At 73.4% G+C, this 20,404-nt stretch carries 19 protein-coding genes and 1 tRNA gene; 15 read left to right on the top strand and 5 right to left on the bottom strand.

What is annotated here, in order from left to right:
• Positions 1-7 precede the first annotated feature (7 nt).
• The 6 genes from nadD to AC3ANM_RS05035 all read left to right on the top strand — a co-directional run bounded on the left by nadD (position 8) and on the right by AC3ANM_RS05035 (position 3,490).
• Positions 8-574, top strand: a complete 567-nt coding sequence (gene nadD / locus AC3ANM_RS05060) for a nicotinate-nucleotide adenylyltransferase (protein ID WP_488287054.1) — start codon at positions 8-10, stop codon at positions 572-574.
• Positions 575-583: 9 nt separating this feature from the next.
• Positions 584-940: a ribosome silencing factor gene (gene rsfS, locus AC3ANM_RS05055; protein ID WP_488287053.1), complete on the top strand. Its 357-nt coding sequence runs from the start codon at positions 584-586 to the stop codon at positions 938-940.
• Positions 941-943: 3 nt separating this feature from the next.
• The gene (locus tag AC3ANM_RS05050) at positions 944-1,588 is read left to right on the top strand and encodes a histidine phosphatase family protein (RefSeq protein ID WP_488287052.1); all 645 of its coding nucleotides are present in this window, start codon (positions 944-946) and stop codon (positions 1,586-1,588) included.
• 80 nt (positions 1,589-1,668) lie between these two features.
• Positions 1,669-1,741 (top strand) — tRNA-Ala (locus AC3ANM_RS05045).
• A gap of 93 nt (positions 1,742-1,834) precedes the next feature.
• Complete coding sequence (locus AC3ANM_RS05040) at positions 1,835-2,635, top strand: LLM class F420-dependent oxidoreductase (protein WP_488287051.1); 801 nt, start codon at positions 1,835-1,837, stop codon at positions 2,633-2,635.
• Positions 2,636-2,764: 129 nt separating this feature from the next.
• A complete protein-coding gene (locus tag AC3ANM_RS05035; RefSeq protein ID WP_488287050.1) occupies positions 2,765-3,490 on the top strand; it encodes a hypothetical protein in 726 nt (241 codons plus the stop codon).
• Positions 3,491-3,554: 64 nt separating this feature from the next.
• Here the strand turns inward: AC3ANM_RS05035 and AC3ANM_RS05030 are convergent, their stop codons facing one another.
• A complete protein-coding gene (locus AC3ANM_RS05030) occupies positions 3,555-4,328 on the bottom strand; it encodes a hypothetical protein (RefSeq protein WP_488287049.1) in 774 nt (257 codons plus the stop codon).
• A gap of 147 nt (positions 4,329-4,475) precedes the next feature.
• Here AC3ANM_RS05030 and AC3ANM_RS05025 point away from each other — a divergent pair, with 147 nt between their 5' ends.
• Positions 4,476-5,117 (top strand): lysoplasmalogenase, encoded by a 642-nt coding sequence (locus AC3ANM_RS05025; RefSeq protein WP_488287048.1) that lies wholly within the window; start codon positions 4,476-4,478, stop codon positions 5,115-5,117.
• Between the two features lie 47 nt (positions 5,118-5,164).
• On the opposite strand, the gene AC3ANM_RS05020 is transcribed toward AC3ANM_RS05025, so the two are convergent.
• Positions 5,165-6,316: a glycoside hydrolase family 43 protein gene (locus tag AC3ANM_RS05020; protein WP_488287047.1), complete on the bottom strand. Its 1,152-nt coding sequence runs from the start codon at positions 6,314-6,316 to the stop codon at positions 5,165-5,167.
• 260 nt (positions 6,317-6,576) lie between these two features.
• Between AC3ANM_RS05020 and leuS the strand changes: the two genes are divergently transcribed.
• Entirely contained in the window at positions 6,577-9,486 is a 2,910-nt protein-coding gene (leuS, locus tag AC3ANM_RS05015; protein WP_488287046.1) for a leucine--tRNA ligase, read from the top strand.
• A gap of 58 nt (positions 9,487-9,544) precedes the next feature.
• Here the strand turns inward: leuS and AC3ANM_RS05010 are convergent, their stop codons facing one another.
• The gene (locus tag AC3ANM_RS05010) at positions 9,545-9,886 is read right to left on the bottom strand and encodes a hypothetical protein (RefSeq protein WP_488287045.1); all 342 of its coding nucleotides are present in this window, start codon (positions 9,884-9,886) and stop codon (positions 9,545-9,547) included.
• Positions 9,887-10,084: 198 nt separating this feature from the next.
• Here AC3ANM_RS05010 and AC3ANM_RS05005 point away from each other — a divergent pair, with 198 nt between their 5' ends.
• From AC3ANM_RS05005 to AC3ANM_RS04990, 4 genes are all read left to right on the top strand, one after another.
• Positions 10,085-10,960: a DegV family protein gene (locus AC3ANM_RS05005; protein ID WP_488287044.1), complete on the top strand. Its 876-nt coding sequence runs from the start codon at positions 10,085-10,087 to the stop codon at positions 10,958-10,960.
• Positions 10,961-10,964: 4 nt separating this feature from the next.
• On the top strand, positions 10,965-11,552 hold the full coding sequence (locus AC3ANM_RS05000; protein ID WP_488287043.1) for a glycerol-3-phosphate acyltransferase: 588 nt from the start codon (positions 10,965-10,967) through the stop codon (positions 11,550-11,552).
• Positions 11,553-11,957: 405 nt separating this feature from the next.
• Positions 11,958-12,668: a helix-hairpin-helix domain-containing protein gene (locus AC3ANM_RS04995; RefSeq protein WP_488287042.1), complete on the top strand. Its 711-nt coding sequence runs from the start codon at positions 11,958-11,960 to the stop codon at positions 12,666-12,668.
• A complete protein-coding gene (locus tag AC3ANM_RS04990) occupies positions 12,665-15,034 on the top strand; it encodes a ComEC/Rec2 family competence protein (RefSeq protein ID WP_488287041.1) in 2,370 nt (789 codons plus the stop codon). Before AC3ANM_RS04995 ends, AC3ANM_RS04990 begins: the two co-directional genes overlap by 4 nt.
• Before the next feature lie 108 nt (positions 15,035-15,142).
• Here the strand turns inward: AC3ANM_RS04990 and AC3ANM_RS04985 are convergent, their stop codons facing one another.
• Positions 15,143-16,072, bottom strand: coding sequence for a LysR family transcriptional regulator (locus AC3ANM_RS04985; RefSeq protein ID WP_488287040.1), 930 nt, complete (start codon positions 16,070-16,072; stop codon positions 15,143-15,145).
• 84 nt (positions 16,073-16,156) lie between these two features.
• Between AC3ANM_RS04985 and AC3ANM_RS04980 the strand changes: the two genes are divergently transcribed.
• The 3 genes from AC3ANM_RS04980 (at position 16,157) to AC3ANM_RS04970 (ending at position 19,782) form a co-directional block, all read left to right on the top strand.
• On the top strand, positions 16,157-17,278 hold the full coding sequence (locus tag AC3ANM_RS04980; protein ID WP_488287039.1) for an aminotransferase class V-fold PLP-dependent enzyme: 1,122 nt from the start codon (positions 16,157-16,159) through the stop codon (positions 17,276-17,278).
• Positions 17,279-17,408: 130 nt separating this feature from the next.
• Entirely contained in the window at positions 17,409-18,800 is a 1,392-nt protein-coding gene (locus tag AC3ANM_RS04975) for a patatin-like phospholipase family protein (RefSeq protein WP_488287038.1), read from the top strand.
• Positions 18,801-18,906: 106 nt separating this feature from the next.
• Positions 18,907-19,782: an NAD-dependent protein deacetylase gene (locus AC3ANM_RS04970; RefSeq protein ID WP_488287037.1), complete on the top strand. Its 876-nt coding sequence runs from the start codon at positions 18,907-18,909 to the stop codon at positions 19,780-19,782.
• 123 nt (positions 19,783-19,905) lie between these two features.
• On the opposite strand, the gene AC3ANM_RS04965 is transcribed toward AC3ANM_RS04970, so the two are convergent.
• Positions 19,906-20,154: an SCO4226 family nickel-binding protein gene (locus AC3ANM_RS04965; RefSeq protein ID WP_488287036.1), complete on the bottom strand. Its 249-nt coding sequence runs from the start codon at positions 20,152-20,154 to the stop codon at positions 19,906-19,908.
• Positions 20,155-20,404 lie beyond the last annotated feature (250 nt).

Genomic DNA, 20,404 nt, shown 5'->3' with positions numbered 1-20,404 from the left:
GGGTGTGATGGGTGGGACCTTCGACCCCATCCACCACGGTCACCTGGTCGCGGCGAGCGAGGTCCAGGCCCTCTACGACCTCGACGAGGTCGTCTTCGTCCCGACCGGCCAGCCCTGGCAGAAGGACGCCAGCGTCGTCTCCCCGGCGGAGCACCGCTACCTCATGACGGTGATCGCCACGGCGTCCAACCCGCGTTTCACCGTCAGCCGGGTCGACATCGACCGGCCCGGCCCGACATACACGATCGACACGCTGCGTGACCTGTCGGCGCAGCGTCCCGGCGCCGAGCTGTTCTTCATCACCGGCGCCGACGCCCTCGCGCAGATCCTGTCGTGGAAGGACGCCGAGGAGCTGTTCGACCTCGCGCACTTCATCGGGGTCACCCGTCCCGGGCACGAGCTCAGCGACAACGGCCTGCCCCGCGACCGGGTGACCTTGCAGGAGGTCCCGGCCATGGCGATCAGCTCCACCGACTGCCGCGCGCGCGTCGCCCGGGGTGAGCCCGTCTGGTACCTCGTCCCGGACGGCGTCGTCCAGTACATCAACAAGCACCACCTGTACGCCCAACCGTAGGAGGACCGCGTGGCCGCCACGCAGCACGCCATCGACCTGGCCAAGGCCGCCGCCACCGCCGCAGAGGACAAGCTCGCCAGCAAGGTGCTCGCGATCGACGTCAGCGACCAGCTCGCCCTCACCGACGTCTTCGTCATCGCCTCGGCGGCCAACGAGCGTCAGGTCAACGCCATCGTCGACAGCGTCGAGGAGAAGCTCCACACGCTCAAGGCCAAGCCGGTCCGCCGGGAGGGGGAGCGCGACGGCCGCTGGGTGCTCATCGACTTCGGCGACATCGTGGTCCACGTCCAGCACGAGGACGAGCGCGAGTTCTACGCCCTCGAGCGCCTCTGGAAGGACTGCCCGTCGATCGACCTGAGCGCCTGACCGATGGCCGCCCGTCGTCGCCTCCTCGTCTGGCGCCACGGCCAGACCGACCACAACGCCAGCGGCATCTGGCAGGGCCAGCTCGACACGCACCTGTCCGACACCGGGCGCGCCCAGGCGCGGACAGCGGCAGCCGCACTCGCGGCATACAAGCCTGATGTGATCGTCGCCAGCGACCTCAAGCGCGCCGCGGAGACCGGGCGCACGCTGGCCGAGCTGGTCGGGCTGCCCATCCGGTATGACGAGCGGTTGCGTGAGATCCATGCCGGCGAGTGGCAGGGGATGACCGCGGGCGACGTGGCGGAGCAGTACCCCGAGGAGCAGGCGGCGCTGGCTGCCGGCGAGGACCTGCCGCGGGGGATCCACGGGGAGACGGTGTCCCAGGTCGCTGTGCGGGCGCGGGCGGCGGTCGACGACCTGCTGCCCGAGCTCGGCGACGGTCAGTGCGCCGTCATCGCCACGCACGGTGTGGCCGGGCGGGCGCTCGTGGCGTCGATGGTCGGCCTGGACCAGCACGCGGCGTGGATGTCGATCGCCGGCCTGCACAACTGCCACTGGGCGGACCTGCAGGAGTACGACCGCGGCTGGCGGGTCGTCGCCTGGAACGCCGGCGCACCGGCCGGCTCGGGGGTCGACTCCCCGGGCTGACCACCCGATTTGGAGAAACCCGGGGGGTGCCGGATAAAGTACTCCTCGTTCCCGCAAGGGAAGCCCACGAGAAATCGTGCGGGGCTGTGGCGCAGCTGGTAGCGCACCTCCATGGCATGGAGGGGGTCAGGGGTTCGAATCCCCTCAGCTCCACCCGATCGACGAAGGCCGGCTCCTGACAGGAGCCGGCCTTCGGCGTTGTCGGGGCAGGTGGTCACGGGGGCCACCACGACGCAGGGGGGTCCCATGGCACACCAGGTCCGCATCGGCGTCCAGCTCAACCCGCAGCATGCCGGGTGGGCGGACCTGCGCCGCGCCGCGGTCGAGGCCGAGCAGGCCGGGGTCGACGCGATCTTCACGTGGGACCACTTCTTCCCGCTCAGCGGTGACCGGGACGGGCGGCACCTGGAGTGCTGGACCGTCCTCGCCGCCTGGGCGGAGCTGACCGGGCGGGTCCAGATCGGGCCGCTCGTGAGCTCCGTCGGCTACCGCAACCCCGACCTGCTGGCCGACATGGCCCGGACCGTCGACCACATCAGCGGCGGCCGGCTGGTCCTTGGGGTGGGCGCCGGCTTCAAGGAGCGCGACTTCGTCGAGTACGGCTACCCGTTCGGCACGGCAGGCCAGCGCCTCGACGCGCTCGGGGCCGCCCTGCCGCGGATCGAGGGCCGGCTGGCCCGGCTCAACCCGGCGCCGACGCGGCGCATCCCGGTGATGATCGGTGGGGGTGGTGAGCGCCGGACGCTGCCCCTCGTGGCCCGGCACGCCGACATCTGGCACACCTTCGCCGAGGGGGAGGACTTCGCCCGCAAGGCGAGGGTGCTGGACGCCGCCTGCGCGGCGATCGGACGCGACCCCGCCGAGATCGAGCGCTCGGTGCTCGTCGGCGGGGACCCGCTCGACTCCGGGGTCGCGCTACGGGCCCAGGGCGTCTCGCTGTTCGTCCTCGGGTCCAACGGTCCGGACTACGACCTGGACCTCGTGCGGCGGTGGGTGAGCTGGCGCGACGAGACGAACGCACGGGAGGCGTCCACCGCCGGGGTGTGAGCCGCCCTAGGACATCTGCCCGTGGGCGGCGGTGTCCGCGGCCCGCACGCTGTGGGTCAGGTCCGGCCTGCCGGGACCGGGCGGGGGCGCCGGTCGTCGGGGCACCGCCGGGGAAGGGGCGGTGGATGGGTGGAGGGCCTCAGCCAGCTCAGGGACGTCATCGCGCAGCGTGACGCGGAGCGGAGCCAGCACGCCTGGCAGCGCCTGGCAGGCACCTGTGCGGTGGGTGGTGCCGTGCTGGCGCTCGCGGCCGGGGCGGTGCGGCCGCGCCCGGACCACGTCGACGGGCAGCTCCTCGCCGGGGTCGCGGACGGGCCTGCCTTCCTCCTGGTCTGCCTCACCGGCGGCCTGGCCGTGCTGCTGGGTGCGGTCGGGCTGCTGGCGCTCACCGACCTCGCGCCCGGCCGCCTGTCCCGCGTGGGCCGTGGCGTGCTGATCCCCGCCGGCGTCGCCCTCGCGCTCGTCGAGGCGTGGGGGACCGCGCCGGCCCTCCGGCTCGCCGTGCAGGACCTCCGCGGCGGCGCCGGCCCCGACCGGGGGCCGGCGTTCGGGACCGCCCGGGGCATCGCGCTGCTCGACGGGATGCTCTCCGACGCCTGGGCGCTCCTCCTGCTGGGCCTCCTGCCGGCGGTGCTCGCGGCAGCCCTGTGGCGGACCGCCTGGCCGCGGTGGCCGGGCGCGCTGGCGTGGGTGGGTGCCGGGCTGTCATCCACCGCGGCCCTCGGTGGGCTGGCCGGCCTGCCGGTCGACCTCCGGCCGGTGCAGGCGACCGGCGCCGTCTGCGTGATCGGGTGGCTGGGCGTCAGCGGTGTCCTGCTGCTGCGGCAGGGGTGGGCTCCCCGGACGACCGGCTGAGAGTCCGCCGAAGGGGTCATCGGCGGGGGCTGCCCCCGGAAGGTTCCGCGTCGTCCGCGCCGCTCTATGCGCCGTCCTGCGCGCGGGTCTGCGCGCCTCGTAGCGCAGCGAAGAAGTCGCGGGTGATCGGGTTCGTCGCGAGCTCCGGTCGCTCCTGCACCCACTCCGACAGGATCGCCAGCGAGGGACGCCAGGTGCGGTCCCGGACCGAGAACTCGGCGACGTTTCGCCCGTCCGGCCCGGTCACGAGCACCCGGTCCGGCTTGTTGCGGCTGTTGATGACCGAGCCCGGGTAGAACGTGATGCCTCTGACGTCGGCCCTGCTGGTCACGGTGGTCCGGCGGCCGAGGCGGGTGGTCACGCCCTCGGTCGTGAGCACCTCCCGGAAGCTGAGCAGGAGGTAGGCCGCGACCGGGAGGACGACCAGGAAGAAGGACACCAGGAGCCAGGCGATCGTGCCCATGACCGGACCGCCGTGGGAGGAGCGCACCGGCGCCAGCCAGTCGCGCTCGACGACGGCCATCCGGACGCTGCCGAGCATGCCGACCCACATCGCCAGGCACAGGGGTACGCCGACGAAGCGCAGGAAGGCAGGTGACCGGGTGACGACCCGGCCCGGCTGGCCGAGGGAGGTGCCCGGCGGCAGCGCGCCGTAGACGTCCGGACCCCCACCAGGTGGGACGGCAGGCTCGCCGGCCGACGGCAGCGCACGGCGTCGGCGGGTGAAGAGCCGGTAGACGGCGGCCCACAGGGGGAAGGTCAGCAACCTGAAGGTGAGCACCAGGCCGATCCACTCCTTGGGTCCGTACTGCGCGGCGATGGCGAGGACGCTGTCCATCCCTGTGCCCCCTGGCGTCGTGCTTCCCTGGCCCGCGGCATCCTGCCACGCCGTCCCCGCCCGGCGGCGACCCGCACGACAGCCGCCGTCCCGTCACCTGCGTCACGTTCCCGCCCACGGCGCGAGGCCGTCTGCCACGCTGCCCGCGTGGTCCCCGCCCTCGCCGCCGCGCTCGCCGTCGTCGCCGTCCTCGACTGGTGGGCCGTATGCCGTGACCACCGTCGCGTGGAGACCGTCGCCAAGCCGCTGGTCATGGTCCTGCTCGCGGCGCTGGCGCTCGCGCTGGGCGCGGGTGGCACCGGGGCCGGCCGCTGGCTCCTGCTGGCGCTGGCCCTGGGCACGGTCGGCGACGTCCTGCTGCTGCGCGACACCGGGCCCCGCTTCCTGGGCGGCCTCAGCGCGTTCCTGCTGGGGCACCTGGCGTACGTCGCCGCCTTCATCACGCTCGGGTTCCACCAGGGCTGGGCCCTGCTCGGTGCCGCCGTCGTCGCCCTGGACCTGGCCACCGCCGGGCGCCGCATCCTGCGGGCCGCCGCGGCACAGGACCGGGCGCTGGGAGGCGCGGTCGCGGCATACATGCTCGTGATCGCGGCGATGACGGTCACCGCGTGGGGGACCGGCCGCCCGGTGGTCGCGCTCGGGGCGGTGGTTTTCGTCGCATCCGACACGCTGCTGGCGCTGGACCGGTTCGTGCGGCCGCGCCCGGCATCGCGGGTGGCGGTGATGGTCACCTACCACCTCGGACAGGTGCTGATGGTGCTCGGCGCGCTCGGAGCGGCCACCCGCTGAGCCGGCAGTCACCGCGGACCGATCAGGGCGCCCCGGTGCAGGCGCCGTCAGCCGAGGCTGGTGACGTGCAGCAGGCCCCGCGTGTCGGCGGTCAGGGAGGCCACGTGGAGGAAGCGCTGGCTGAGGGCGCACGTCGCGAGGCCCTGGCAGGCCGGGTAGGGCTGGTAGTCGTGGTACGGCGCGTTCCACGCGGCGTACGCCAGGCGCAGGTGGCCGGAGGCGTCGACGAAACCGGACGGGCCGCCGGGACCGTTGAGGCCGTGGCCGGAGGTGAGCAGCGGGGTGCTGACCGGGTGCGGGCGGGAGCAGGGCCCCAGGGCGGAGGCGCAGAAGGCGTAGCCGGTGGCGTAGGCGGTGCTGTTCCAGCTGTTCGCCGAGTAGAACAGGTAGAGGCGCCCGCCGTAGGCCACCATGGACGGCCCCTCGATGAGCTGCCCCTCCCACCGCTCGTGGGTCGTGAGCAGGTTGCGCGCGACCGACCCGGGGGCGAAGGCGGTGCCGGTCATGGCCAGCTGGCGGGACCAGATCCGGGTGGGGCAGCAGCCCGGCACACCCTCGTTCTTCCAGATGAGGAACGGTCGGCCGTGGGGGTCCACGAACACGTCGGGGTCGATCGAGCCGTGGGGGTCGCTGGAGCAGACGATCGGGCCGCGGGAGCTGTCGGTGAACGGGCCCAGCGGCGAGCTGGAGGTGGCGACCGAGATGCACTGCTTCCACGGCGAGTAGCTGCGCATCGCCACGTACGCCATGACGTAGCGACCGCCCACGGGGTGCACCGAGGGTGCCCACGCACCGGTGTTCCACTTGCCCGGGCCGGTGCGCGCTGCCCAGGGCGCCACCCGGGGCAGGGCGTCGTTGAACCACGGGTCCGTGCTGATCGCCGGACCCGGGTTGTATGCCGGGCGGGCCACCCAGGTGCGCAGGTCCGTCGAGGTCATGGCCGGCACATAGGCGCCGCCGGTGTTGGTGCCGTAGGCGTAGTAGGTGCGGCCGATCCGCAGGACGTGGGGGTCGGGGAAGTTGGCGCGGTAGACCGCGCCGGCCTTGAACCACGGTGCACCGGGGTAGGCCTGGGCCGACGGCGCCGCCAGGGTTGCGACGACCACGCCCAGCAACGCCGCGACGACCGCGAGCAGCGCGGAGCGGGGACGGCGCGAGCTGCGGGTGCTGCGGCGGGCGCCTGTGTGACGACTCTTCACGGTGCCCTCCCGGCGTCTCGTCGGCACCTGAAGGCTAGGGAGTCCCCGGCAGGTCCGGGGCGGTCTTTACCGATCGCTGACCGGCCGGGCGTCTGCGCTAACCTAGGCGCATGACCTGCGTGCTGCTCCTTAGCCAGCCGCGTTGATCGGTTCGGACGTCAACGCGGCAACCCCTCCTGTGTGAGGGGTTTTCTTGTGTCGCGGGTCCGACGCGGGGGACGAGCACGCCGGCAGCACCACGAGACCCAGAGGACGCGACGATGAACGACACGCCGTACCGCTACACCGCCGAGCTGGCCGAGAAGGTCGAGCTGGCCTGGCAGGACCGGTGGGAGAGCGAGGGCACCTTCCACGCCCCGAACCCGGCCGGCCCGTGGGCCGACCCCGAGGGCGTGGCCGGCCGCGAGAAGCTCCTGGTGCTCGACATGTTCCCCTACCCCTCGGGCGCCGGCCTGCACATCGGCCACCCGCTGGGCTACATCGCCACGGACGTCTTCGCCCGCTACCACCGGATGACCGGCAAGAACGTCCTGCACTGCCTGGGCTACGACGCGTTCGGCCTGCCCGCGGAGCAGTTCGCGGTGCAGACCGGCCAGCACCCGCGCAAGACGACCGAGGAGAACATGGTCGTCATGAAGCGCCAGCTGCGGCGGCTGGGGCTGGCCCACGACGACCGGCGCGCGATCGCCACGATCGACCCCGACTACTACAAGTGGACCCAGTGGATCTTCACGCAGATCTGGGACGCCTGGTACGACGTCGACGCCGTCCGCGAGGACGGTGGCCGGGGCAAGGCGCGCCCGATCCGCGAGCTGGTCGAGGAGCTCTCGAGCGGCCGCCGCGCGACGCCGGACGAGCGTGACTGGTCGGCGCTGACCGAGGCGGAGCGGGCCGAGGTCCTCGACGGCTTCCGGCTGGCCTACTCCTCCCAGGCGCCGGTCAACTGGGCGCCGGGCCTGGGCACGGTGCTGTCCAACGAGGAGGTCACCAACGACGGCCGCTCCGAGCGCGGCAACTTCCCGGTCTTCAAGACCAACCTGCGGCAGTGGATGATGCGGATCACCGCGTATGCCGACCGGCTGGCCGACGACCTGGACCGCGTCGACTGGCCCGAGAAGGTCAAGCTCATGCAGCGCAACTGGATCGGGCGCTCGCACGGCGCGCGGGTGCGCTTCGAGGCGGGTCTGGCCGATGGCTCCACCGCGCCGGTCGAGGTGTTCACCACCCGCCCGGACACGCTGTTCGGTGCGACGTTCATGGTGCTGGCGCCCGAGCACCCGCTGGTGGATCGCCTTGTCCCGCAAGGCGGTTGGCCGGAGGGGTCGCGCGAGGCGTGGACCAACGGAGGTGACTCGCCCGCGGAGGCGGTCGCGGCATACCGGCTGGCTGCCTCGCGCAAGTCCGAGGTGGAGCGTCAGTCTGAGGGCAAGGACAAGACCGGTGTCTTCACCGGCGCGTTCGCGACCAATCCCGTGAACGGGCAACGGATCCCGGTCTTCGTGGCCGACTACGTGCTGATGGGCTACGGCACCGGCGCGATCATGGCGGTGCCCGGCCAGGACGTGCGCGACTGGGAGTTCGCGACCAGGTTCGACCTGCCGATCATCCGCACGGTGCAGCCGGCGGAGGGCCACCCCGAGGACGAGGCCTTCACCGGCGAGGGCCCGGCGGTCAACTCGGCGAACGAGGAGATCTCGCTCGACGGGATGGGCGTCACCGAGGCCAAGGCCCGGATCATCGAGTGGTTGCAGGACAAGGGTTTCGGCGAGGGCACGGTCAACTACAAGCTGCGCGACTGGCTGTTCAGCCGGCAGCGCTACTGGGGTGAGCCGTTCCCGATCCTGTTCGACGAGGACGGGGTCGCCCACGCCGTGCCGGAGTCGATGCTTCCGGTCGAGCTGCCCGACGTGCCGGACTACTCGCCCAAGACGTTCGACCCCGACGACGACTCCTCCAGCCCGGAGGCGCCGCTGTCGCGCGCGACGGAGTGGGTCAACGTCGAGCTGGACCTGGGTGACGGTCGTGGCGTGCGCCGCTACCGCCGGGAGACCAACACGATGCCCAACTGGGCCGGCTCGTGCTGGTACTACCTGCGCTACCTGGACCCGGCCAACGACGAGGCGTTCGTCGACCCGGAGAACGAGCGCTACTGGATGGGCAAGCGCCCGGCCCCGGTCGAGGGTGCCCCGGAGGGCGTCACCGACCCCGGTGGCGTGGACCTGTACATCGGCGGGGTGGAGCACGCGGTGCTGCACCTGCTCTACGCCCGCTTCTGGCACAAGGTGCTGTTCGACCTGGGTCACGTCAGCAGCGAGGAGCCGTTCCGCAAGTACTTCTCGCAGGGCTACATCCAGGCGTTCGCCTACCGCGACGGGCGCGGCCAGCCGGTGCCCGCCGCCGAGGTCGAGGAGGTCGAGGGCAGCGACCCCCATGACCCGCAGTTCACCTGGCAGGGCCAGCCGGTCGCCCGCGAGTACGGCAAGATCGGCAAGTCGCTCAAGAACGTCGTGAGCCCCGACGAGATGTACGACGCGTACGGCGCCGACACCCTGCGCGTCTACGAGATGTCGATGGGCCCGCTGGAGCTGTCCAAGCCCTGGGAGACCCGCGCGGTCGTCGGTGCCCAGCGGTTCCTGCAGCGGCTGTGGCGCAACGTCATCGACGAGGAGACCGGCGAGGTGCGGGTCGTCGACCAGCCGGTCGACGCCGACACCCTGCGCGTGATGCACCGGACCATCGACGCGGTCGCCAAGGACTACCCGTCGCTGGGCTTCAACACCGCGATCGCGCGGCTGATCGAGCTGAACAACGCCCTGACCAAGCTCGACGCGGTGCCGCGGGAGGCGGCCGAGACCATCGTCAAGATGGTCTCGCCGATCGCCCCGCACATCGCCGAGGAGCTCTGGCGCAAGCTGGGCCACGACGAGACGATCACGTTCGAGCCGTTCCCGGTGGCCGACCCGGCGCTGCTGGTCGACGACACGGTGACCTGTGTCGTGCAGGTGCAGGGCAAGGTGCGCGACCGCCTCGAGGTGGCCGCCGACATCAGCGCCGCCGACCTGGAGGCCGCGGCCCTGGCCAGCGAGCGGGTCCAGGCCTCGATCGCCGGCAAGACGGTCCGCAAGGTGATCGTCCGGGCGCCCCAGCTGGTCAACATCGTCGCCGGCTGAGGGCTCACGCACGAAGGCCCGGGCACCTGTCTACAGAGGTGCCCGGGCCCCGTCGGGCTCAGCCGATCACGCTGAGGGCGTTGCCGTAGCGCTTGAGGTAGTCCATCGCGCTGTCCCCGGTGTAGACGATGTCCGCGCTGTAGTTCTCGAGCAGCAGGTCGCCCTTCATCAGGAACAGGCGCGACTCCTCGGCGTCATGCAGCTCCATGAGGGCATCCCGCTCGCCCGTGACGATCCACAGCCCCGTGCCCCGCTCGGAGAAGAACATCTGCGGCTCGCTGCACCGGCCCTCGCTGGCCTTCCTGCCCCAGTACTCCTGCACCTCGGCGGCGAACTCGAGCGCCTTCTGCTCGCGCCCCGGCACCGGGTGCGTCCATGTGACCACCAATGCTGACTGCATCGTCTGCTCCCGTCCTTCGCACCTATCCGGTGCGCTCACACGCCTCCCGGTCGTCATGGCCCCTGGCCCGGTGGCTCTGGTCCCACACCTCCAACCTCTGCCGGTGCTGGCGGGTCGGACATGGGCGAAGGTCCTTGACCGGGGCCGCCGGGGGACGCGCAGCGCCGCGGCGGTGGACCCAGCCGATAACCTGCGCGGGTGAACGTCGCGATCGTCACCGACTCCACGGCATACCTGCCGGAGGACTCGGTGACGCGCCTCGGCGTCCAGGTCGTGCCCCTGCACGTGGTCATCGACGGCGAGGAGCTCGTCGAGGGGGTCGAGGCGACACCCGGGCAGGTGGCGGCGGCGCTGCGGGCGCACCGCCGGGTCTCCACGTCCCGGCCGACGCCGAGCGCTTTCCTCGAGGCCTACGAGGCGGCGGCCGAGGCCGGTGCCGACGAGGTCGTCTCGGTGCACATCAGCGCCGACATGTCCGGCACCGTCGACTCGGCGAGGCTGGCCGCGCGGCAGGCGCCACTGCCGGTGCACGTCGTCGACTCGCGGTCCATGGGGATGGCCATGGGGTATGCCGTGGTGTCGGCCGCGGAGGCGGCCGCCGCCGGGCAGGGCGCGAAAGCCGTTGCCGCAGTGGCGCTCTCACGCGCTGAGGCGGCCAAGGTGTGGTTCTGCGTGGACACCTTGGAGCACCTGCGCCGTGGTGGCCGGATCGGCACGGCGTCGGCCCTGCTCGGCTCGGCGCTGGCGATCAAGCCGCTGCTGGCCCTGGAGGACGGGCACATCGCCCTCGCCGAGAAGGTGCGCACCTCGGCCCGGGCGCTGGCGCGGCTGGAGGACTTGGCGGCCGAGGCTGCCGAGGCGGCAGGGGGAGCGGGCTGCGTCGACCTGACCGTGCACCACATCGACGCCGCGGCCCGCGCCGGCGAGCTCGCCGACCGGCTGCACGCGCGGATGCCCGACGCCGCGACGCCGCTGGTCGTCGAGCTCGGCGCCGTCGTGGGCGCCCACGTCGGGCCGGGGACGCTGGGGGTCGTGGTGTCGCCGCGGCCGGCCGGCGCCGACAGGCGGGGCTGAGTCCGTGCCGGGTTCGTGGGTGGTGCTGGTCCTCGCCTCGGCGGTCGGCTTCCTCGTGGGTGGGGTCAGCCCGGCCTCGATCGTCGCCCGGCTGCGCCATGGGGACCTGCGGCTGGGCTCGGGCAACCCCGGGGCGACCAACACGGGCCGGCTGCTCGGGCTGAGGTGGGGCGTGCTCGTCGGGGTGCTCGACGTGCTCAAGGGCCTGGTGCCAACCCTGTTGGCGTTGCTGTGGTTCGACCGGTTCACCGCCTACGCGGTCGGCCTGGCCTGCATCCTCGGGCACATCCTCTCGCCCTACCTCAAGGGCCGCGGCGGCAAGGGCGTGGCGACCTCGCTCGGGGCGGTGCTGGCGGTGCTGCCCTGGTTCGCGCTGGTCATGGTGGCGGTGTTCGCCGTGGTCGCCGGCACGACCCGCTGGGTCGCCGGGGCCTCGATCAGCGCCGCGCTGGCGCTGGTGGCCCTGGGGCTGTTCGCCCCGATGCCCGCGCCGGTAGGGGTGGGCCGGCTCTGGTCGGTCGTCGTGGCGCTGGTGGTCATCGGGCGGCACCACCGCAACATCCGCGTCTGGATGGCGACCCGGCTGCGCTGACGCCTGCCCGTTCCGGGGCGGTTGTCCACATGGGGTCGGCCGTTCGTCCCACCATCCACAGGCTGTCGGCGCGGCCTGTCTGCGGGGGCGGGCCGTTCCTAGCGTGCCGGTATGCCGCGTCGTCACCTCCCGCCCCCGCCCCCGGACCGCCTCGCCGCCGTCCTCGGTCCGCCACGGCGGGCCGAGTCTGACGGATCTACGGATGCCGGCTGGGTGCCCTCGGCGCCATCGATGGTACGGCCGGCACAACCGGCACAGGTGGCGCAGCGCTGGCGCCGGGGACCTGTGGGTGCCGCCCCTGCCGGCGCGAAGGAGGACGGGCCGGGCGAGGGCCTTGAGGTCCCGCCGCGGTCGGGCGAGTCGGCTGGACGGCACCGGCGTCCGGCGCCGCCGCGGCTGCTGACCGTGCCGGACCCCTTGCGCGGAGCCGTGGCCCGACCGCGGCGGCTGGCGGTGCTGGGGCTGCTGCTGACGCTGGTGGCGGCGCTCATGCTGTTCGGGGTCCGCGTGGCGTGGGCCCGCCACGCCGCCGAGCCCCAGCCTGTGGCGGCCACCGGCGCACCGTCGGGCCTGGTGGGACGCGCGCTGCCCTCGGCGTTCGCCACGGGGGCCGCGGCGACGGCTGGGTCGTCGACCGGGGCGCCGGGGGCGCTCCCGGCGACGTCCGGGGTGGTCGTGGTCCATGTCGTCGGCCAGGTCCATCGTCCGGGGGTGGTGCGGCTGCCGCCGGGCTCGCGGGTCCTCGATGCGGTCGAGCGGGCCGGGGGAGCGCTGCCGTCGGCGGACCTGACCCAGGTCAACCTGGCCCGGCCCCTGGTCGATGGCGAGCAGGTCATGGTGCCCAGGCCGGGGCAGGTCGTTGCCGCGCCAGCGGGTCCGGCAGGGACCGGAGGGACGGGGACGGCGGTGGGCTCGACGGCGGGAGGGCTGGTCGACCTCAACAGTGCCGACGCCGCCGCACTGGACGGCCTTCCGGGAGTGGGGCCCGTTCTGGCACAACGGATCCTGGACTGGCGCACCGAGCACGGGCGGTTCTCCTCGGTCGACGAGCTGGGTGAGGTCAGCGGGATCGGCGACAAGCTCATGTCCCAGCTGCGGCCCAAGGTCAGGGTGTGACGGATCGGCCCGCGGCCGCAGCGGAGAACGAAACCGCGGGCATCGACGTCCGGCTCCTGCTGCCGGCGCTGGTCGCCTGGTCGGTGGTCGCGCTGTCCCTGGGCACCTCGCCCGGCTGGGTGTGGGCGATGTCTGGTGGCGCCTGCGTCGGTGGTGCGTGGCTGGCGCTGCGACCCCCGGGATGGCTGCGGTCGTGGTCGGCCGCGGCTGCACTGACGGTGCTGGCGACCGCCCTCTGCCTCGTCGCCACCGCCGCCCACATGAGCCTGCGCGAGGCGGGACTCGTGCCACGGCTGGCGGCGGATCGGGCCAGCGCCTCGGTGGAGGGCACGGTGGCGACCGACCCGCGCGTGGTCACCCGCACCGGTGTCGTCCACACGACCCTGGTCGTGGTGCGCCTCGACGTCGACACCGTCGTGGGCCGGGGACAACGCAGCAGCGCCGCCACGCCCGTCCTGGTCTTCGGCGACGCGAGCTGGGAGCACGTGCGCTGGCACGAACGCGTGCGGGTCAGCGGGCGGTTCGACGTCGCCGAGCCGGGCGACGACGTCGTGGCGGTGTTCAACCCGCGGGGCAGCCCGACCTCACTCGCCGGTCCGGGACCCCTCGCCGACGCCGCCGAGCACGTCCGCGCGGGCCTCCGGAAGGCCGTCAGCGGGCTGCCGAGCGACGCGCGGGGGCTGCTCCCCGGTCTGGTCATCGGGGACACCAGCCGCACGCCGGCGGACCTCACCGAGGCGATGCGCGCGACCGGCATGACCCACCTGTCCGCGGTCTCGGGCAGCAACGTGGCGGTCGTGCTGGCCGCAGCGCTGGGACTGTGCCGGCTCGTGGGCCTCCGCCGTCGGTGGCGCCCCCTGGTGGGGGGGCTGTGCCTGGCCGCGTTCGTCGTCCTGGCCCGGCCGGAGCCGAGCGTGCTGCGGGCCGCCGTCATGGGCGCGGTGGGGTTGCTGGGCCTGAGCACCTCCCGGCGCAAGGCCGGCCTCCCCGCGCTGGCTGCGGCCGTGGTCGTGCTCCTGTGCGTGGACCCGTGGCTGTCGCGCTCCTTCGGGTTCGCCCTGTCCACCCTCGCGACGCTCGGGCTGCTGCTGTTCGCCGGGTCGTGGGGGCGACGCATCGCGGCAGTCCTCCCGCCACGGCTGAAGGGGCTGGGCGTGGCACTGGCCATCCCGGTCGCCGCCCAGCTGATGTGCGGGCCGGTCGTCGTGCTGCTGCAGGGGTCGGTGACGGTCGTGGGGGTGCTGGCCAACCTGGCGGCCGCACCGCTGGTCGGCCCGGCGACGGTGCTGGGTGTCGCCGCAGCCCTGGTCGCCCTGGTCTCGCACCCGCTGGCGGTCGGCCTCGCCTGGCTGGCCGGCCTGCCGACCATGGGCATCGCGTGGGTCGCGCGGGTGGCCTCGGACGTGCCGATGGGCTCGTTGCCATGGCCGGACGGGGCGCCGGGGGCGCTGCTGCTGGCCGGCATGAGCGTGCTCCTGCTGTTCATGGGGCCGTGGATCGTGGCGACGGTGCGCCGGCGCCCGGTGTGGGTGCTGGCTCTCGCCCTTCTCGTCGTGGGGGCGGCGGTCCCGACCACGAGCCTGTCGTGGCCGCCGCCGGGGTGGCGCGTCGTCGCGTGCTCGGTGGGTCAGGGGGACGGCCTCGTCCTGCCGACGGGACCGGGTCGCGCCGTGGTCGTCGACGCCGGGCCCGACCCGGCGCTCATCGACGGCTGCCTGTCCCGGCTCGGCGTCGGGGTGGTCGACGCCGTCGTCCTCACCCACTTCCACTCCGACCACGTCGACGGCCTGCCCGGGGTGCTGCACGGGAGGGTCGTGCGACAGATCCTCACCTCACCCGTGCGCGACCCACCGGGCGGTGCCGCCCAGGTCGACCGGCAGGCAGCGGCGGCCGGGGTCCCGGTCCAGCCCCTGTATGCCGGTGACGACCTCACGTGGGGGACCATCCGGGCCCACGTGCTGTGGCCGGAGCGGGTGATCCGGGAGGGCTCGGTGCCCAACAACGCCAGCGTCGTCATGGACCTCGACGACGGCGGGCTGCACGTCCTGATGCTCGGCGACGTCGAGACGGCCGCCGCGCACCAGGTGCTGCTGGAGCTGCGCCGCGAGCCGGGCCGTCGCCGGTTCGACGTGCTCAAGGTCGCCCACCACGGGTCGTCGCTTCAGGACCCGGCGCTCGTGGCCGAGACCGGCGCGCCGATCGGCCTGATCAGTGTCGGAGCCGGCAACGACTACGGACACCCGACAAGCAAGACGCTGAGGCTGTTGCGGGACAACGGGATCCGTGCCCTGCGGACCGACCTGCTCGGCGACGTGGCCGTGTCCCGCTCGCCTGACGGGCGGGTCCTGGTCTCCACGCACCGATGACGTGCGCGCAGAGGGTGCGCAGGAAGGCCGCGCATACCGGTGCTCGGGCCGGGCGGAGCGCTGTGCGGTGCGCGGACCGGATGGTGGTCCGGCCCTCTGGTTCGGGGCTCAGACGTCGGCGAGGACCCGGACCGGGGCGTTCGCGCTCTCGCACAGCGCCTCGAGCGTGGCCTTGACGGCGGGCACGCGCTGCAGGTCGGCGGTGGTCACCACGTGCACCGTCCGGCGCGAGGCGGGGTGGATCGGCAGGGTCACGACGTCGCGGTGGTGGGCCGTGCGCAGGATGAGGTCGGGGATCAGCGCGACGCCGAGCCCCTCGGCGACCAGGCCCATCACCGCGACGTAGTCCTCGGTCTCGAAGGACACGTTCGGCACGAAGCCGGCCCGGTTGCACAGCGAGAGCAGGTGCCCGCGGCAGCGCGGGCAGCCGGCGATCCACGACTCGTCGGAGAGCTTGGACAGGTCGGCGACCTTGTCACCGGCCATCGGGTGGTCCTTGGGCAGCGCCAGGCGGACCTCGTCCTCGAGCAGCTTCTTGGTGACGAACATGTCGAGGTCCTCCTCGCCGCGGCCGAGGTCGGTGCCCTCGTAGGCGAAGGCCACGGCCAGGTCGCACTCCCCGGCGCGCAGCGCGGCCAGGGACTCCGGCGGCTCGGCCTCGGTGAAGCTGACCTTGACCTCGGGGTAGCGCTCCTTGACCAGGGCCAGCGCCTTGGGCACCAGGGTGGCCGACGAGGACGGGAACGCCATGAGGCGCACGCGCCCCGCGCGCAGGCCGGCGATCGCGGCGACTTCCTCCTCGGCGGCATCGAGCGCGGCGAGGACGTTGACCGCGTGCCGGGCCAGGACCTGACCGGCCTCGGTGAGCCGGACGTTGCGGCCGACCCGCTCGACCAGCACGGTCCCGGTGCGCTGCTCGAGGCGGCGCACCATCTGCGAGATCGCGGGCTGGGAGTAGCCGAGGGACAGGGCCGCTCCGGTGAAGCTGCCCTCGTCGGAGATTGCCTTCATGACGCGGAGGCCGGCTGCATCGATCATGCGCCCACGATATAACTGCGCGTTATCGTCCGGCAAGAATCCATGTCCTTGTGTGATCGATGGGACCCGCGGGACAGTGGCGCCATGATGCTCGCTCCACCCGCTGCCGCCTCGCCCGGGGACGCCGCCTCCGAGGCCTCCTCGTCGATCGCCCGCGTCTCGTCGGCGTTCGCCCCGGTGCCGGGCTTCCTCAACGCCGCGACCCTCGGCCTGCCGCCGATCCCGGTCGTCGAGGCCCTCCAGCGCGCGCTGGTCGAGTGGCAGTCCGGCCGCGCCAGCGCGGTCGGCTATGACGGGCTCGTCCAGCAGGCGCGCGACCTGTACGCCACGTTCGTCGGGGTGCCGCGGGACTGGGTGGCCGTGGGTTCCCAGACGTCGGTGTTCGCCGGCATGGTCGCGGCCTCGCTGCCCGAGGGCGCCGAGGTGGTGTGCGTCGAGGGGGACTTCTCCTCGATGGTCTACCCCTTCCTCGTGGCCGCCGAGCAGGGCCGAGGCATCACCGTGCGCCAGGTGCCGCTCGGCGAGCTGGCCGCGGCGGTCGGCGAGCGGACCACGCTCGTGGCGTTCTCGCTGGCGCAGAGCGCCTGCGGCAGCCTCTGTGACGCCGAGGCCGTCGTGGCTGCAGCGCGGGCCCATGGCGCCCTGACGTTCTGCGACCTGACCCAGGCGGCGGGCTGGATGCCTGTCACCGCAACGGATTTCGACATCACCGTCTGCTCGGCGTACAAGTGGATGTGCCAGCCCCGGGGCACGGCATACCTCACGGTCGCGCCGCAGGTGCGCGACCGGCTCCGCCCGGTCAACGCGGGCTGGTACGCCGGCGACGAGATCTGGGCGTCCTGCTACGGCCCGTCGATGCACCTCGCCCAGGACGCGCGGCGCTTCGACGTCTCCCCGGCGTGGCTGTCTTGGGCCGGGGCGGTGCCGGCGCTGGAGGTCCTCAGTCGCGTGCCCACGTCGGTCATCCGCGACCACGACGTGGCCCTGGCCAACGCGCTGCGCGGCGAGCTGGGTCTGGAGCTGTGTGCCCGTCCGGTGGTCTCGCTGTGCGACCCGAGCGGGGCGATGGCGCACCGTCTCGAGCAGGCGGGCGCGGTGGTCGCTTCGCGCGCGGGCCGGGTGCGGATCGCCTTCCACGTGTGGAACACCCGCGCCGACGTCGATCTCGTCGCCGAGGCGCTGGCCGGGCTGCCCGTCACCACCTGAGCCCTTTCGCGGACCGGGCAATGCTGACTCGGGTGACTCGCGGACCGAGCGGTGGCGCACCGGTCCGGCCGGTATGCCGTGTGCCCGCCTTCCGCGCGCGACTGTCCGTGGCCTGTGGTGGGATCCGGAAATGAGCGAGTCGCAGCGTCGTGGGGGCCGACCCGACCGTGACGCGGAGACGCAGGTCGTCCCGCAGCAGGCGCCGGGGGAGCGGGGTGGCTCGGAGGAACCTGCGGTGGCGGGGGCCCCCGGGGCACCGCCCGTCGCCGGGCAGGGCCCTGCCCCGGCCGAGCAGAGCGCCAGTCCGACCCCGACCCGGGTCCGGCGCGACGGCGTGGGGCTGTGCCTGTCAGGGGGAGGCTTCCGCGCCGCGCTCTTCCACCTCGGTGCCGTCCGCCGGCTCAACGAGCTGGGCGTCCTGGGCCAGATACGCACGATCAGCGCCGTCTCCGGCGGCTCGATCACGGCCAGCCTCCTCGCGGACCCCGGCCTGGTGTGGCCGGCCGAGCACGGCGCGATGCTCAGCGGCGAGGCCATGGTGGTGCAGGGTTTCGAAGAACACGTCGCCGAGCCGCTGCGCCGGCTGACCTCGCGCAACGTGCGGACCCCGGCGCTGCTGTCCAAGCTCTGGCCGTCGCGGTGGTCGATGCCCGACAGTGCGGTGCGGGCGCTCGCCGACGCCTACGTCGAGGCGGTCCCGTGGTGGTCGAAACCGTTACGGGACAACGAGACCGGGGGGCCGGCCATCGTGATGGGCGCCACCGAGGTGGCCTACGGCGTCGACTGGACGTTCGCCGACCCGACGGCCAACCGGCCCAACGGCAGGATGGGCGACTACCGGCTGGGTTACGCCGCCCCACCGTCGTCGGTGCGCATCGCTGACGCCGTAGCCGCCTCGTGCGCGTTTCCGCCGTTCTTCGCGCCGATGACGTTGCCCGGCAAGGACCTCGGCCTCACCGGTGGTCACCCCGATCACGAGACGCCGGAGCAGCGGGCCGCGATCCTCGAGGCGATCCGGCTGACCGACGGTGGCGTCTACGACAACCTGGGCCTGGAGCCGGTGTGGCGCAACCACGCCACCGTCCTGGTCAGCGACGGGGGAGCGGTGTTCCGCGCGCACACCGAGCGCACCGTGTGGGGCCGACTGCTGCAGATCCTGGGCGTCGCGACCGGTGGCGGCACATCGGTGCGGTTGCGCTGGCTGCACGCCAGCTTCGCCCGCGACGTCATGGCCGGCTCGACGTGGGGCCTCGACACCGTCGTCGCCGAGGGCTACGACCCGGCGTCGGTGGAGCTGATCGACGCGGTGCGCACCGACCTCGATGCCTTCACCAAGGACGAGCAGCGCATCCTCGAGCGCCACGGCTACCTCGTCGCCGACGACGTGGTCCGCCGCTACGTCCCGGACGTGATCCGCATCGACGCCCCGTTGCGCCCGCCGCACCCCAAGGTCGCCGACCACGACGTGGTCCGCCGGGCGTTGCGCGGGTCGGCCAAGCGGGCGCTGCTCGGGCGCTGGTAGGTCCGGGACGGCCCTGCAACGCCGGCCGGCTGACGGGGAGCCGGCGGATGCCTAGCCCTCTGGGTGCGGGCCAACGGGTCCGGCCCGGCGGGGGATACTGGCTGGCGTGAGTCTGGCGATCGAGGACACAGCCGAGGGCGAGCTGGCCCGTCTGGCCGACCTCGTCGCCGGTGGCAACGTCGTCGTCCTCACCGGCGCCGGCCTGAGCACCGAGTCCGGCATCCCCGACTACCGCGGCCCCGACGGCAAGCGGCGGGTGACGCCGATGACCTACGGCGACTTCGTGGCGTCCGCGGAGAACCGACGGCGCTACTGGGCCCGCAGCTACGTCGGCTGGCGGCGGTTCGCGGCCGCCGGGCCGAACCGCGGGCACGAGGCCGTCGCCGCCCTCCAGCAGGCCGGGCACCTGCGCGCGCTGATCACGCAGAACGTCGACGGCCTGCACCAGTCCGCCGGCGCCCGCGACGTCCTGGAGCTGCACGGCAACCTCGACCTCGTGGTCTGCCTGCAGTGCGGCGACCGTTCGCGCCGGGCCGACCTCGATGCCCGGCTGCGCGAGGCGAACCCGGACTTCGAGGTCGTCATCGGCGAGATCCGCCCGGATGGCGACGTCGTGCTCTCCGAGGAGGCGGTGGCGCGCTTCCACCCGCCGCGATGCCTGGTCTGCGGCTCGGACGAGCTCAAGCCCGACGTGGTGTTCTTCGGCGAGTCGGTGCCCAAACCCCTGGTGGCGCAGTGCTTTGCCGAGGTCGAAGCGAGCGACGGGCTGGTCGTGCTCGGCTCGTCGTTGCAGGTGATGAGCGGCTACCGGTTCGTCCGGCGCGCCGCCGCGTGCGGCCTCCCCGTGGCGATCGTGACCCGGGGTCACAGCCGGGGCGACGGTGAGGCGACGATCCGGCTCGACGCGGCCCTGGGGGCGACCCTCACCGAGCTTGCCGGCCGGGTCGGGGTCAGCCGGTATCGCGCCCCCTCGCCGTCCTGAGGCGGGTTCTCCTACCGTAGGCCGTGCCGCATTCGTGTGCCGCGCCGGATCGATGTGGCGCGGCGCGAGCGCGCCACACGGATGCCCGACGGCACCAGTGGGGCGCGCTGGCGACCTGGGATCTCAGGCCTGGACCGGCACCGGGTGGATCTCGGCGGCCGGGTGGCCGGTCCGCTCGTGGATCCTGCGCACCGCATCGGCCGAGGGGGCCTCGGACAGGCAGTAGACCATGCCGCTCTCGGGGTCGGCCCACGCGTGCTTGAAGTGCACGCCTTCCTCGCCCTCGATGGCCAGGTCAGCGTTGTGTGCCTCGGCCAAGGCCTCCGGGCTGATCCCCTTCATCCCGGTGTGGACGTCCATGAACTCGGGCATGTCTCTACCTCTCGTGACGGGTGGCTGGGGTGCCGATGCGAGGCTAGGCATGCGTGGGGTCAGAGCCGTCGGCTGTTTGGCCTACGTCGTCGCCCGCGCTGGATCTGGTCTCAGAGTGCGCGACCGCGGGCACGCTGGAGCGTCGCGACCGTCGGACAAAGCCGGGGCCGAGCGAAGGCAGGTCGCGACGGTGCCTCTATGCAGCGGTGGCCGGCCCCGAAGGGCCGGCCACACGGCATACAGGTGGAGG

It is taken from the genome of Oryzihumus sp. JJN4-3R (assembly GCF_057747915.1).
The sequence above is the reverse complement of the archived record's forward strand: the minus strand, read 5'-3'. Positions and strand labels throughout refer to the sequence as shown.